Source organism: Pseudomonas sp. NLJ1 (assembly GCF_049486705.1).
GTDB lineage: Bacteria > Pseudomonadota > Gammaproteobacteria > Pseudomonadales > Pseudomonadaceae > Aquipseudomonas > Aquipseudomonas inefficax.
Map to the genome: position 1 here is coordinate 4,008,862 of NZ_CP137735.1, position 14,070 is coordinate 4,022,931.

General features: G+C 63.4%; 9 protein-coding genes. 4 read left to right on the forward strand and 5 right to left on the reverse strand.

The genetic code is table 11. From position 1 onward, the window contains the following. Positions 1-3: 3 nt before the first annotated feature. On the reverse strand, positions 4-624 hold the full coding sequence (locus R9B85_RS18180; protein WP_423770421.1) for an energy transducer TonB: 621 nt from the start codon (positions 622-624) through the stop codon (positions 4-6). Between the two features lie 103 nt (positions 625-727). On the opposite strand from R9B85_RS18180, the gene R9B85_RS18185 reads away from it, so the two are divergent. Continuing rightward, a complete protein-coding gene (locus R9B85_RS18185) occupies positions 728-1,504 on the forward strand; it encodes a class I SAM-dependent methyltransferase (RefSeq protein WP_375149732.1) in 777 nt (258 codons plus the stop codon). A gap of 129 nt (positions 1,505-1,633) precedes the next feature. Here R9B85_RS18185 and R9B85_RS18190 read toward each other — a convergent pair whose 3' ends face one another. Continuing rightward, positions 1,634-2,275, reverse strand: a complete 642-nt coding sequence (locus tag R9B85_RS18190) for a TetR/AcrR family transcriptional regulator (protein ID WP_215520354.1) — start codon at positions 2,273-2,275, stop codon at positions 1,634-1,636. Between the two features lie 426 nt (positions 2,276-2,701). On the opposite strand from R9B85_RS18190, the gene R9B85_RS18195 reads away from it, so the two are divergent. Then, complete coding sequence (locus R9B85_RS18195) at positions 2,702-3,421, forward strand: LuxR C-terminal-related transcriptional regulator (protein WP_375149670.1); 720 nt, start codon at positions 2,702-2,704, stop codon at positions 3,419-3,421. A gap of 286 nt (positions 3,422-3,707) precedes the next feature. Here the strand turns inward: R9B85_RS18195 and R9B85_RS18200 are convergent, their stop codons facing one another. After that, complete coding sequence (locus tag R9B85_RS18200; RefSeq protein WP_423771071.1) at positions 3,708-7,850, reverse strand: DUF5801 repeats-in-toxin domain-containing protein; 4,143 nt, start codon at positions 7,848-7,850, stop codon at positions 3,708-3,710. Between the two features lie 712 nt (positions 7,851-8,562). Between R9B85_RS18200 and R9B85_RS18205 the strand changes: the two genes are divergently transcribed. Beyond that, entirely contained in the window at positions 8,563-9,663 is a 1,101-nt protein-coding gene (locus R9B85_RS18205) for an efflux RND transporter periplasmic adaptor subunit (protein ID WP_215520357.1), read from the forward strand. Positions 9,664-9,669: 6 nt separating this feature from the next. Continuing rightward, positions 9,670-12,735 carry an efflux RND transporter permease subunit gene (locus R9B85_RS18210; protein ID WP_112251012.1) on the forward strand — a complete coding sequence of 1,022 codons (3,066 nt, stop codon included), beginning with the start codon at positions 9,670-9,672 and terminating at the stop codon, positions 12,733-12,735. Between the two features lie 88 nt (positions 12,736-12,823). Here R9B85_RS18210 and R9B85_RS18215 read toward each other — a convergent pair whose 3' ends face one another. Beyond that, entirely contained in the window at positions 12,824-13,513 is a 690-nt protein-coding gene (locus tag R9B85_RS18215) for a DUF4197 domain-containing protein (RefSeq protein ID WP_112251014.1), read from the reverse strand. Positions 13,514-13,546: 33 nt separating this feature from the next. Next, positions 13,547-13,945, reverse strand: coding sequence for a YbaY family lipoprotein (locus R9B85_RS18220; protein ID WP_112251016.1), 399 nt, complete (start codon positions 13,943-13,945; stop codon positions 13,547-13,549). Positions 13,946-14,070 lie beyond the last annotated feature (125 nt).

A 14,070-nucleotide genomic window follows, 5' to 3' on the forward strand; every position in this document is an offset into this window, starting at 1 on the left:
CGGTCAGGCGTGGGCGCGCACGTTGTTCAGCACCACCGGGCGTGCCCAGTGAATGTCGAACTCCAGCTCGTTCTGTTGCTTGGCCAAAGTAGGGGTGTCGAACGGCTCGGGGGCCGGCTCCAGCAGGTTGGTCTCGAACTCGGCGATCGGCAGGAACAGCGAGCGCGGGGTAGGGCCGGGGCCGGGTTCGGCAATGGGGTGACCCTGGCTCATCACCACCGGGCGAAGCCAGCTGTTGCTGATATCGAGTTGGCGCTGCTGCTCGATCAGCTCGACTGCGCTGAACGGCTTGGGGGCGGGCGGCAGCAGATTGGCTTCGAGTTCTGCCTTGGGCAGGAACAGGGGCTCGGGCGGTGCCACCTCGGTGTCGTGTACCGGGCAGGCACGCTGTGCGTCGATCAGGGCCAGCGCGCGGGCGCCGCCGATCGGCTCGCCGCTGCTCTGGTCGTATTGCACGAACGACTGGCTGACGCTGTCTACCGGCTCTTCCTGCTGCTCAGCCATGGCCCGGGCAAAGAAATCCTGCCACAGGTGGCTGACGCCCCCGAGTGCCTGGGTGTTGTGCTGACTGTAGTTGCCGACAGGCGACAGGTAGGTCAAGCCGATGGGAAGAGTATCTGACATGGCAGTCGCGCGCGTTGTGCTCTGGCAGAATAGCGGGATATTGCCTGTATCGGCTGCGAGGGCCGATACATTAGTGGCTGGGTTCAATTTCTAGGTGTGAATGATGCAAGAGCAGGGCACAGGTATCCGGGTCGAGGCGCTGTCGGCTGAATTCGAGGCGCAAGCCGCTGCGTGGGCACAGCGCCTTGAGTTGCCGCTGCAGGACGACGCTGCCGGGTTTGCCGTGCAGGTGGGCGTTGATGGTTTGCAGATCCAGCAACTGGGCCCGCAGGCACCGGGGCCGGTGCGGGTGGACTTCGTCGAAGGCCAGGCCGCGCACCGGCGCCAGTTTGGCGGCGGCAACGGGCAGATGATTGCCAAGGCGGTGGGCATCGCTCAGGGGGTGCGACCGCAGGTGCTGGATGCCACGGCGGGGCTGGGCAAGGATGCGTTCGTGCTGGCCAGCCTGGGCTGCCAGATGACCCTCATCGAGCGCCAGCCGCTGATTGCCGCGTTGCTGGAAGATGGCCTGGCGCGGGCCCGCGTGGATGAAGAAGTGGGGCCGATTGTCGGGCGCATGCGCTTGCTGACCGGCAACGCCATCGAGCGTATGCGTGCCTGGGAAGGCGAAGCCCCGCAGGTCATTTACCTCGACCCGATGTTCCCGCACCGCGACAAGAGCGCGCTGGTGAAAAAGGAAATGCGTGTGTTCCGGCCCTTGGTCGGTGATGACCTGGACGCCCCGGCGTTGCTCGAAGCTGCGCTGGCGTTGGCCAGCCACCGGGTGGTGGTGAAGCGACCGCGCAAGGCGCCGATCATCGATGGGCCCAAGCCGAGTCACAGCCTGGAGGGCAAATCGAGCCGGTATGACATTTATCCGAAGAAGGCGCTCAAGGCCTGATTTGGCTATGCCTGTGCGGGCCTCTTCGCGGGTAAACCCGCTCCCACAGGATCGATGTGATCCTGAAGTTTGTGCAGCACTTGTGGGAGCGGGTTTACCCGCGAAGAGGCCCGCACAGGCATCCAGATATCAGGGCTGGAACGCCCGCATGAACACCCTGACCACCTCGCGCACATGTGCCTCGGCCTCATCCCCCTCCAGCGGCCCCGCGCACCCCAGCAGCAAGCGGTAATCCGGTGCGCCCTTGACCAGGCAGAAGAAGTGCTCCGCCGCACGCAGCGGGTTGTCGATGCGCAGCAGCCCGCGCTCGTGCGCCCCGCGCAGCAAAGCTTCCATCCCCGCTAGCACGCGCTTGGGCCCGGCTTCGTAGAAGTACTCGCCAAAGCTCGGGTCGAGGCTGCCCTGGGCCATGATCAGGCGGCACAGCTTGACTGCTTCGTCGCTGCTGATCAGCGCCTGGAAGCCACGGGCAATGGTCAGCAGTACCTCCTCCACCGGCGCCCCGTCGGGGTACTCGAACAGCAGGTCAGGCAACTGGATCTGACAGGTGGCCATCACCGCCGAGCAGAACAGCGTCTGCTTGTCGGTGAAGTGGCTGTACACAGTAAGCTTCGAAACACCTGCCGCCGCAGCGACCGCATCCATGCTGGTGTTGGCGTAGCCAAGGCTGAGGAACAGGGCCTTGGCCGCTTCGAGAATCGCCTCGCGCTTGGCCAGATCCTTGGGCCGGCCCGGGCCGATGGGGGCGTCGTTGGACATTGTGGTCTGCATCTGGTTGAAGAAACAACATCTTAACGGGTCAGGCGCCATCCGGCTAAACCTGCGGGCAAAACCTGCTGTTTGTCAGCGAAAAGCTGATCGACAGTGAGGTAGGAGATCGAGTGCGACAAAAGCCTAATGCGTGTCGATAAATTGACGGACTAATTTTAGCGTTCGTAAGTTCGCGCCATTCGTCGTTTAATTGACTTTTCGTCCAAGGCAGAAATGCGCCAAAGGGGACGGGTTGCCAAGTCCAAGACCTTGATTTTCAAGTCCAGAGCTCGATAAGTGAGGCTCCGATCCACATGGGCATCGAGTCGCTGACTTATGCCGCAAGGGCCTGCCATTGCGCTTCGCTGGCCTAGACTCCGCTGAAGGGCCTGTAGGATAAGGCTTACAAGGGGAGGACAGGGAGCGTTTTTCATGGGAGGCAGGAAGATGATGCCGGACCCCGTAAAAATCATACGCGTGATGCTAATCGATTGTCGGCCACTGGTGCTCTTGGGGCTTCACGATCTGATTGATGCCAGAAAACCCCGTATGGAAGTGAGTGGCCAGGCCACCACCTATACCCATGCGCTGGATCTTGCCGATCAATTGCGGCCAGATGTCATTTTCTTCAGCTTTTTTCCAGATGCGCTGGACCCGCTCGAGGTAGTTGCCGAACTCGCGCGCACTGGCGGCATGAAAGTGCTGGTGCTCAAGGGGGGGTACGAGACCGTCCCCGTTGCACTGGCCATCGAGGCGGGCGCGCTTGGCATCGTGCTGGCCGAGGACTCAACGGAGTCGATTATCCAGGCCATCATCAAAGTCCACCATTGCGACATCGGGCTGGACAGAGCCTGGGTCAGTGGGCTTTCCGGTTATGCCTCGGCCAGGCATATACCGTTCAGGTGCAATCCGGCGCAGGCGAAACATGCACGGCTGACGTTGCGCGAGCGGGAACTCGTTCGCGCCATCGTTGGTGACCCGTCCGCCAAGTACCTGTGCATTGCCGGGCGCCTGGGTATCAGCGAGCACACCGTGCACAATCACCTCAGCAACATCTATCAGAAGCTCAACCTCACCAACCGCATCGACTTGCTGATGTATGCGGTGCGTCACGGACTCATCGGTGGCGAAGAGCCGCCTGCATCCACATTGGGGGAGATGGACTGAATACCCAGTGGCCAGGGCCTTTGGGGGCGAAGCTTGTCCTATCCTGCAAAAGTACACGCTGCGAAGGTAATGCCAGTCAGTTAGCGTCATTGGGGCTGCTGCGCAGCCCATCGCCGGCAAGCCGGGCTCCCACAGGGACCGCGAAAATCTTGAGGTCTGCGCCCTACCTGTGGGAGCCGGCTTGCCGGCGATGGGTCGCAAAGCGGCCCCAAATCGCTTAACAGACTGGCATTACGCTGCGAGGGTGGTTTCCAGCCACCCTCGCAGGTTTCACGCACGCAATGTTTCAGGCGCTGCCATTGAAGATGTCGTTGTTGTCGATGTGGACCCCGACCAGGGTGATGGTCGTCGTCTGCCCGCCGGATTCGGCAATGGTCACGATGCTGTCTGCGCCAGTGTTGTCGATCGACTGGACGACGGCATTTGGATCGCCATTGAGCACCAGCGTGTCTCGTTGCCCCGCGCCTGCATCGAACCCGCTGACCTGGTAGAGGAGCTCATCGGTCGACAGGTCGACGTTGAAGGCATCGCGCTGGCCGGTCGTGCCAACCAGGGTGAAGTCGAACGGTGCGTTGTCCGGTTCGTTGGCGAACAGGTTGGCGTCGAACGTGCTACTCGCGGAGTCGCCATCTTTGTCCGTCAGCGTGGCACTGAACTGCAATTTGACGTCGCTGGCCAGGTTCTCGGTTTCCTTGATGAACTCGATTACCGGGATCTTGATGTCGCCTCGCCCCATCGTCAGTTGAACGGCGTCGATCAGCGTCGAGCCTTCCTTCTGGACCAGGAAGGACACTTGGCCGCCAGCCTCTGGTGTCAGGGTATTCACCTCGGTCAGGTTCGACGTCGTCCCGTCCGCGTAGTAGATCCGGTAGTACAGGTCCTCGGTCGCGGTGTTGTAGCCCGCTACGGAGTTGTCGATGAAGATCTTCATGCCCGTCAACAGCGTCTCAGGGTTGATCACGAAACTCTCATCGGCGGCGCTGATCGCTGCCAGGTTGTCGCCCTGGAGCACGTTGTTGGCGACGCCGATACCGGAAGTGCTGACGTTCATGGCCGCTGGGTCGATGTACGACGGCTGGGGATTGGTCTGTAGCGAGGCTTCGGTCGGGTCGGGGGCCCCGAGCCCTATGCCGGTGAAGATGTCTGCCGTCGAGGCGAGTGCTTTGGCGGAGAAGAACACGATCTCCTCGGATGCCGATGGAATGGTCGGGTCGTTCGTTTTGGGGATCAGCAAGGTGCGAACAGGGTCCGGGCCGCCGGCATCGAGCGAGCCGTTGGCACTGCTGAACGTGGTGACCGAACTGAAGCCTTGCACCAGGTCCAGTGTATAGCTGCCATTGGCAAAGGCCGTCAGCGTGTAGTCGATCGTGGTGTTGGCCGTTGTGGCGTTATTGTCGAAGTCCCCGGTCAAGGTGCCGTTGAAGTGGAACGCACCATTGGCGTCGGGCGAAGGCGACGTCTCGGTGAGTGTGCCGGTACCGGTCGTAGTGGTGTTGTCTGGCCTGACCAGCGTGAACTGGCCACCTACCAGCGAAATGTCCAGACCGGTCGTCCCCAGGCCGTCGGCGCCGATCGTACTGTTCCAGAACCCATATTGCGGCAGGATACTCCCGGTTCCGATCAGGTTGCCGAAGGCAAGTGTCGGTCCATCATCGTGGAATACCAGGTTCTGCCCGATGTTCAGGGTAGCCTGGGCGCTGTCGCCGTCCTTGTCGGTCTTGGTCGCGGTCAAGGTCACCAGGTTGTCGGCGGTCAGGGTCTTCGAGTCATCGGGGTTGCTGGCGTCGGGATGCACGACGGCGCGAAGCTGGTCGAGGGTGACTTCGCCGTTGCTGGCGACGCTGACGGTGAACACCAGGTGGTTGCCGACGGCCGTGCGGCCTTCCACCACGGTGCCGTTGAGCGACAGATTGACTGCCGAGCCGGTAGCCGTGTCGGTCAGGCCGGAGGCGCCGGCCACCACGCCCAAGGCGTAGGTGAGCGTACCGGCGTCATCGGCGCCGAAGGCCGAGGTGAAGTTGGCGGCGAAGCTCTGGGTGGCGTCGGTCGCCAGGAATGTTTCATCGACGGTCAGGACCGGTTCCGTGCCGGTGGTGCTGATGCTTGGACCGTCATCCTTGAATTCCAGGTTCTGCCCGATGTTGAGGGTGGCCTGCGCGCTGTCGCCATCCTTGTCGGTCTTGGTCGCAGTCAAGGTCACCAGGTTGTCGGCGGTCAGGGTCTTCGAATCATCGGGGTTGCTGGTATCGGGATGTACGATGGCGCGGAGCTGGTCGAGGGTGACCTCGCCGTTGCTGGCGACGCTGACGGTGAACACCAGGTGGTTGCCGACGGCCGTGCGGCCTTCCACTACGGTGCCGTTGAGCGAGAGGTTGACTGCCGAGCCGGTGGCCGTGTCGGTCAGGCCGGAGGCGCCGGCCACCACGCCCAGGGCGTAGGTGAGCGTACCGGCACCATCGGCGCCGAAGGCCGAAGTGAAGTTGGCGGCGAAGCTTTGCGTGGCGTTGGTCGTCAGGTCCGTTTCATCGACAGTCAGGACCGGTTCCGTGCCGGTGGTGCTGATGCTTGGGCCGTCATCCTTGAACACCAGGTTTTGGCCGATGTTGAGTATGGCCTGGGCGCTGTCGCCGTCCTTGTCGGTCTTGGTCGCGGTCAAGGTCACCAGGTTGTCGGCGGTCAGGGTCTTCGAGTCATCGGGGTTGTTGGTGTCGGGATGCACGACGGCGCGAAGCTGGTCGAGGGTGACCTCGCCGTTGCTGGCGACGCTGACGGTGAACACCAGGTGGTTGCCGACGGCCGTGCGACCTTCCACTACGGTGCCATTGAGCGACAGGTTGACTGCCGAGCCGGTGGCCGTATCGATCAAGCCGGAGGCGCCGGCCACCACGCCGAGGGCGTAGGTGAGCGTACCGGCGCCATCGGCGCCGAAGGCCGAGGTGAAGTTGGCTGCGAAGCTCTGGGTGGCGTCGGTCGCCAGGATTGTCTCATCGACAGTCAGGACCGGTTCCGTACCCGTGGTGCTGATACTGGGCCCATCGTCTTCGAAGCTCATTTTGGAGCCGATTTCGGCGGTTGCGGTAGAAACCTGGCGTAGCATGAAACCGCCGATATCGAAGTCGGCATGTTCATTGCCTTTGGCGTCGACGGCGGCCCCATTCTCGACGAGTACGCGGTTGTGATCCTGTGTGGTGGTGTACTCGATCTTCTGGCCGGCTTTGATGCCGGTGAGGGTGGCGACGCCGGAAGCAAAGCTGATGACGATACTCGGGTCATTCACCGACCCGTTTGAATTCTCGATCACCTGGCCAGTGGCGATATTGATGACGCGAACGTTGGTGATCGCCACCGCCGCATCGTTGGCGTAGCCATTGACGAAATTCACGCCAGGTTCAGCGGCGGTGCTGAAGGCGCTGATCCTGACCACGGCGCTCTTGCCGCTTTGCAACTGCACGACATCGAACGTGGCCGACCTTGCATTGAACACGGCGGTGAAGTCGACGTTAGCTTCGATATCCGCTTCGTTCTGGTCCAGGTTGGGAATGGTCACATTCTGCCGGGCACCGGTGACGAAGGTAAAACGGACACCTTCCTGTTCCACGATCATCTGGTTGTTGGTGCCGAAGGTGGTCGGGCCGCCCGCCTGGCTGGTATTGATCGTATCGCCCGTGGTGATGTTGGCACCGCTCGACTGGTCGGCCGGGTCCTTGCCGGTGGCGATGATCGTCGGGTCGGTGATGCGCAGGATGCCTCCATCATTGACGACGGTCGGGTTCGCGGTGGTGAACATCAGGAACAGGTTCTGGCCGGAGGGTGCGTTGGCCAGGCTGAATGCCAGGTCCTGGCTGGTGCCGATGAACACCTTGTTCAGCAGATTGACCGCATCGTCAGGGTTGCCCGTGTTCGGGTGCTTCAGCGGCTGGTATTCCACCGTCCAGATCTTGCCGCCGCTGACGGGCGATCCGGTTTCTTCGATATAGCCCGCGAAGATGATCGCGCCTGTCGGCCCGCCAGCGCGGCCCAGCACGATGTTGTTGTTGGTATCGGTGTAGAGCAGGATGTCGACGCCATTGAGGGTATCCAGCCCGCTGTCCAAGCCATTGAGAGGCGCGCCAACGCTGTTGGTGAAGCTGATGTCGGTGATGCTGCCTCCCGGTACCGGGGTGATGCTGAACGCATTGCTCCCGGTGTTGCCGACGGCGCCGGTATAGCCGCTCAAGGCGGCACCTGCCGGGGTACCGGCCCCCAGTGTGGTCAAGCGGGTCGAGAAGGCGGAGGGCAGGGACGCCACCAGGATGTCGTTGTCGTCGGCATCCGAGGCCGGGGTTGGTGTGGCTGTGCCGTTCTGCAACGCGGCCGTTTCGTCCAGCGTCACGCTCACACCGGTCGCGGTGATGATCGGCGCGCTGTCTGTGAACGAGGCCGTGGCCATCACATCGTCAGCGCTGCCTAACACTTGGTCAGCACCCGTGGCGGTCGCGCTGAGCAGGAAGGTGGCGCCCGCCGAGTCGTCGGGGTTGACGTACCACGAGGTGGTGATGCTGCCGTTGACCTGGCCGTCGAGATCGTCAGCGCCGCCGTCGGTCACGTACCAGGGGGTGTGACCTTCGCCGGAGCTGTTGGCGAGTACATCGTCGGGGGTGCCCCACAGCTTGTCCGCACCGGCGTCCGTGACATGGTCCACCTCGAATGCGACCGTGCTGCCAGCCGCAAAGCCGCTGGCCGTGATGGTGGCAGTGCTGCCAGGACTATAGTCGCTCAGGTCGGTGGTAACGGTTGGTGAGGAGATGGGGGGTAGGTCGTCGCCGGAGGGGCTGCTGTGTTTGTCCGTTGGCGAGGCGTTCTTCTTGCGAATAGTCATGGCTCTCTCCCAGGCACTGCCGGTTGTAGAGGCCGGACCAGGCCTCTGTAATAGGCCTCCACTATGGCGAAGCGCCATGAGTCACGCATCGGCTGATACTCCTAGGCGGGGTGGGAGTATCGGACTACATGGCACTGGCGCCGGGAGGCCGAAGGCGCACGGTCGCATGTTGTTCAACGCGCGCCTGTCGTATTCGGCTGCAGCCTCTTCCCGGCGTCCGTTGCCTGACTTAATATACTCTCCAGTACAAATATTGAATGTGCCCTCCGCGAAAGGATTCATCATGTTGCGCCATGCCTTGTCCATCGCTCTGTCCGCCGCTGCCGTGCTGTTGCTGGCGGCGTGCGGCCAGGAAGCCGCCCCACCTGCTGCGCCGCGCCCGGCGCTGGTGGTGCAGCCGCAGCCGGCCGAAGCCGCTGCCGACAGTTACCCCGGCGAAGTGCGGGCGCGCTTCGAGCCGGAGCTGGCTTTCCGCATCGGCGGCAAGGTCAGCAAACGCCTGGTCGAGGAGGGGCAGCGGGTCAAGGCCGAGCAGCCGCTGGCCGAACTTGACCCGCAGGATGTGCGCCTGCAACTGGAAGCCAACCGTGCCCAGTTGGCGGCCGCCGAAGCCAACCTGTCGCTGGTGCGCGCCGAGCGTGATCGTTACCAGAAGCTGCTGGACCGGCAGATGGTCAGTCATTCCCAGTTCGATAACGCCGAAAACCTCTATCGCGCCGGCCTAGCCCGGCTGAAACAGGCCAAGGCCGAGTTCGACGTGGCCGGCAATCAGGCTGAATATGCCGTGCTGCGCGCACCCCAGGCCGGGGTGATCGCCAAGCGCCAGGTGGAAGTGGGCCAGGTGGTCGCCGCAGGGCAGACCGTGTTCACCCTGGCCGCCGATGGCGAGCGGGAAGTGGCCATCGGCCTGCCGGAGCAGCAGTTCGCCCGCTTCGCCGTGGGCCAGCCGGTGAGCGTGGAGCTGTGGTCGCACCCGCAAGAGCGCTTCCAGGGGCGCATCCGCGAGCTGTCACCGGCCGCCGACCCGCGTTCGCGCACTTTCGCTGCCCGCATCGCCTTTACCTCGGCCGCCACACCGGCGGAGCTGGGCCAGAGCGCCCGGGTATTCATCGCCCACGAAGGGCTGATCCCGCTGGCGGTGCCCCTGTCGGCAGTCACTGCGGAAAACGGCCAGGCCTACGTCTGGCGGGTCACCAAGGACAGCCGCCTGGAGCGGGCAGTGGTACGCCTGGGGGCTTATGGTGCCGACAGCGTACCCGTGCTCGAAGGCCTCGCCCCCGGCGACTGGGTAGTCGCCGCGGGTGGCCATGTATTGCGCGAGGGCCAGGAGATACGCCCCGTGGATCGTACCAATCGCGTAGTGAACCTGACGGCCAAGGAGTAAGTCCCGATGGGTTTCAACCTTTCTGCCTGGGCGCTGCGCAACCGCCAGATCGTCCTGTTCCTGATGGTCCTGCTGGCGGCCATTGGCGCCATGTCCTACACCAAGCTCGGCCAGAGCGAGGACCCACCGTTCACCTTCAAGGCCATGGTCATTCGTACCCTGTGGCCTGGTGCCACTGCCGAGGAAGTGTCGCGGCAGGTTACCGAGCGCATCGAGAAGAAGCTGATGGAAACCGGCGAGTACGAGCGGATCGTCTCGTTTTCCCGCCCCGGCGAATCGCAGGTCACCTTCATGGCCCGCGACTCGCTGCATTCCAAGGACATCCCCGAGCTGTGGTACCAGATCCGCAAGAAGGTCGCGGACATCCGCCACACTTTGCCGCCGGAAATCCAGGGCCCGTTTTTCAATGACGAGTTCGGCACCACCTTCGGCAACATCTATGCGCTGACCGGTGAGGGCTTCGACTACGCGGTGCTCAAGGACTATGCCGACCGTATCCAGATCCAGCTGCAGCGGGTCAAGGACGTGGGCAAGGTCGAGCTGATCGGCCTGCAGGACGAGAAAATCTGGATCGAGCTGTCCAACCTCAAGCTGGCCACCCTCGGCGTGCCACTGGAGGCCGTGCAGCAGGCCCTGCAGGAACAGAATGCGGTCAGCACCGCCGGCTTCTTCGAAATGCCCAGCGAGCGCCTGCAACTGAGGGTGAGCGGGCGCTTTGACAGCGTCGAGCAGATTCGCCAGTTCCCCATCCGCGTGGGCGATCGCACCTTCCGTATTGGCGATGTGGCCGAAGTGCACCGCGGCTTCAACGACCCGCCCGCACCGCGCATGCGCTTCATGGGCGAGGATGCCATTGGCCTGGCGGTGTCGATGAAGGACGGCGGCGACATCCTGGTGCTGGGCAAGGCATTGGAAAGCGAGTTCGAGCGCCTGGCCCGCAGCCTCCCGGCCGGCATGGAGCTGCGCAAGGTTTCGGACCAGCCGGCGGCGGTCAAGGCCGGCGTGGGCGAGTTTGTCCAGGTGCTGGTCGAGGCGCTGGTCATCGTGCTGCTGGTGAGCTTCTTCTCGCTGGGCCTGCGCACGGGGCTGGTGGTGGCGCTGGCTATCCCGCTGGTGTTGGCCATGACCTTCGCCGCCATGCACTACTTCGGCATCGGCCTGCACAAGATCTCCCTTGGCGCGCTGGTGCTGGCCCTGGGCTTGTTGGTCGATGATGCGATCATTGCCGTGGAGATGATGGCGATCAAGATGGAGCAGGGCTACGACCGCCTCAAGGCGGCCAGCTACGCCTGGAGCAGCACCGCCTTCCCGATGCTCACCGGCACCCTGATAACGGCGGCGGGCTTCCTGCCCATTGCCACGGCAGCCTCCAGTACGGGCGAATACACCCGTTCGATCTTCCAGGTGGTGACCATCGCCTTGCTGACCTCCTGGGTGGCCGCCGTGGTATTCGTGCCTTACCTGGGCGAGCGCCTGCTGCCAGATCTGGCCAAGCTGCATGCCGCGCGCCATGGCAAGGACGGCCACGCGCCAGACCCTTACGCCACACCGTTCTACCAGCGTGTACGGCGTGTGGTGGAGTGGTGCGTGCGGCGGCGCAAGACGGTGATCCTGCTGACCATTGCCGCCTTTGTCGGCAGTATCCTGCTGTTCCGCTTCGTGCCCCAGCAGTTCTTCCCGGCCTCCGGGCGCCCGGAGTTGATGGTCGACCTGAAACTGGCCGAGGGTGCCTCGCTGGCCAACACCGCCGAGCGGGTCAAGCAACTGGAGGCGTTGCTCAAGCAGCAGGAGGGTATCGACAACTACGTGGCCTATGTGGGCACCGGTTCGCCGCGTTTCTACCTGCCGCTGGACCAGCAGCTGCCGGCGGCCAGCTTCGCCCAGTTCGTGGTACTGGCCAAGTCGATGGAGGACCGCGAGCGCCTGCGCAGCTGGCTGATCACCACCGTGGACCAGCAGTTCCCCGACCTGCGTGCCCGGGTCACCCGCCTGGAAAACGGCCCGCCCGTGGGTTACCCGGTGCAGTTCCGGGTAACTGGCGAGCACATCGAGAAGGCCCGTGCGCTGGCCCGCGAAGTGGCCGACAAGGTGCGCCAGAACCCGCATGTGGTCAACGTTCATCTGGACTGGGAAGAGCCGAGCAAGGCGGTGTTCCTCGAGATCGACCAGGACCGCGCCCGCGCCCTGGGCGTGAGCACCGCGCACCTGTCGAGCTTCCTGCAAAGCTCGCTGACCGGCACCACGGTCAGCCAGTACCGCGAGGACAACGAGCTGATCGAGATCCTGCTGCGCGGCACCCGCCAGGAACGCAGCGAGCTGGGCAACCTCGGCAGCCTGGCATTGCCGACCGACAATGGCCAGAGCGTGGCGCTGTCGCAGGTCGCGACCCTGGAGTACGGCTTCGAGGAAGGCATCATCTGGCACCGTAACCGCCTGCCGACGGTGACCGTGCGCGCCGATATCTACGACAAGGAGCAGCCGGCGACGCTGGTGAAGCAGATAGAGCCGACCCTGCATGACATCCGCGCCAAGCTGCCGGATGGCTATTTGCTGGAAGTGGGCGGCACGGTCGAGGACTCCGAGCGCGGGCAAAAGTCCGTGAATGCCGGCATGCCGCTGTTCGTGGTGGTGGTGCTGAGCTTGCTGATGATCCAGCTGCGCAGCTTCTCGCGCACGGTGATGGTGTTCCTCACTGCGCCTCTGGGGCTGATTGGCGTGACCTTGTTCCTGCTGGTGTTCCGCCAGCCGTTCGGCTTTGTCGCCATGCTCGGCACCATTGCCCTGGCGGGGATGATCATGCGCAACTCGGTGATCCTGGTGGACCAGATCGAGCAGGACATTGCGGCGGGTATGGAGCGCTGGCAGGCGATCATCGAAGCCACGGTGCGGCGGTTCCGCCCGATCGTGCTGACTGCACTGGCGGCGGTGCTGGCGATGATTCCGTTGTCGCGTAGCGTGTTCTACGGGCCGATGGCGGTGGCGATCATGGGCGGGTTGATCGTGGCCACCGTGCTTACCCTGCTGTTCTTGCCGGCGTTGTATGCGGCTTGGTTCAGGGTGAAGAAGGGCTGAAGGCCGCTCCCACAAAGGTCCTGCATTCGCCGATCAATGTGGGAGCGGCCTTGTGTCGCGATGGGCTGCAAAGCAGCCCCCGGGGCCATCAGAGGGCGCCGAAGACCTTCTTGGCCAGGCTGGTAGCCGCTTCAGCCGGGTTCTGGCGGATGCTCTGCTCCTGCTTGGCAATCATCTCGAACAGGCCATCCAGTGCCTTTTCAGTCACGTAGTTCTCGATGCTGGCGCTTTTGGCGTCGACCACACCCAACGCCACGGCCTGCCCGGCAAAGTTGTTGTACTGCTGAGCCAGGCCAACCTTGTCGGTAGCCTGCTTGACGATCGGCAGGAACCTGGCGCGGATCTGTTCGCGGCTGCTCTTGTTCAGGTACTGGGTGGCCGAGTCGTCACCGCCGCTGAGGATGCCTTTGGCATCTGTCACGCTCATGTTCTTCACGGCATCCACCAGAATCGCCTGGGCCTGCGGCACGGCAGCCTCGGCGGCCTTGTTCATGCTGGTTTCCAGGGCTTCGACCTGTTCACCCTTGCCGAACATCTTCATCGCCTTGGCGGCCTTGCCCAGGTTGCCTGGCAGTTCGATGCGCACATCCGGGTTGTTGCTGAAGCCGCCCGGCGTGCTCAGCTGCTTGACGGCCAGTTGTGCGCCTTGAGTCAGGGCATCCTTCAGGCCGCCGGTGGCGTCTTTCTGGGTCAGGTCGCCGAGCGACAGGGCCAGGGCACTGGCCGACAGCAGCAGGCCGGCACACAGGGTGGTGAAGCGCAGGGAAGTGCGGATCATGAAGCTTTCCTTGTAAACAGATGAGTACGGGTATCAGCGAACCGGGTCGACCTTCACCCGCACGGGCTGTGGGTCACTGCCGTCGAGCATGACGCCGTGGTGTTCGGTGTTGATGAACAGCAGCTTGCCGTCCAGTTCGATGCGCGCGCTTACCGCATAGCGGTGGCCGGGCTTGACCTGGGCCGGGTCGTAGGTGAGGTGGAACGGCAGCGGTACGTTGCCTTTGACCGGGCCGGCCTGGCGGGCCAGGGTAACCGCCGGGGCATCCATCAGCGAGACATCCTGCAGTTCCACGCTGAGGGTGGCGGCAGATGGCAGGGCGCTGCGCTGCAGGTAGAAGACTTCGCCATCCAGGCTGGCCTGGTTGGACGGGGTGTGGCTGGAACAGGCTGCGAGCAAGGATGCGCAACACAGCATAAAAAGCTTTTTCATGGTATCTCCGAAGTCCTAGGCGTTGGCTTGTGGCCAACCCCAGGGACTTTAGCGGATTTCTTCTGACGGGTCCTTGATGTAGATGTGATTGAGGGAATTGAGCGGACGAAGAGGAACGCAGATAT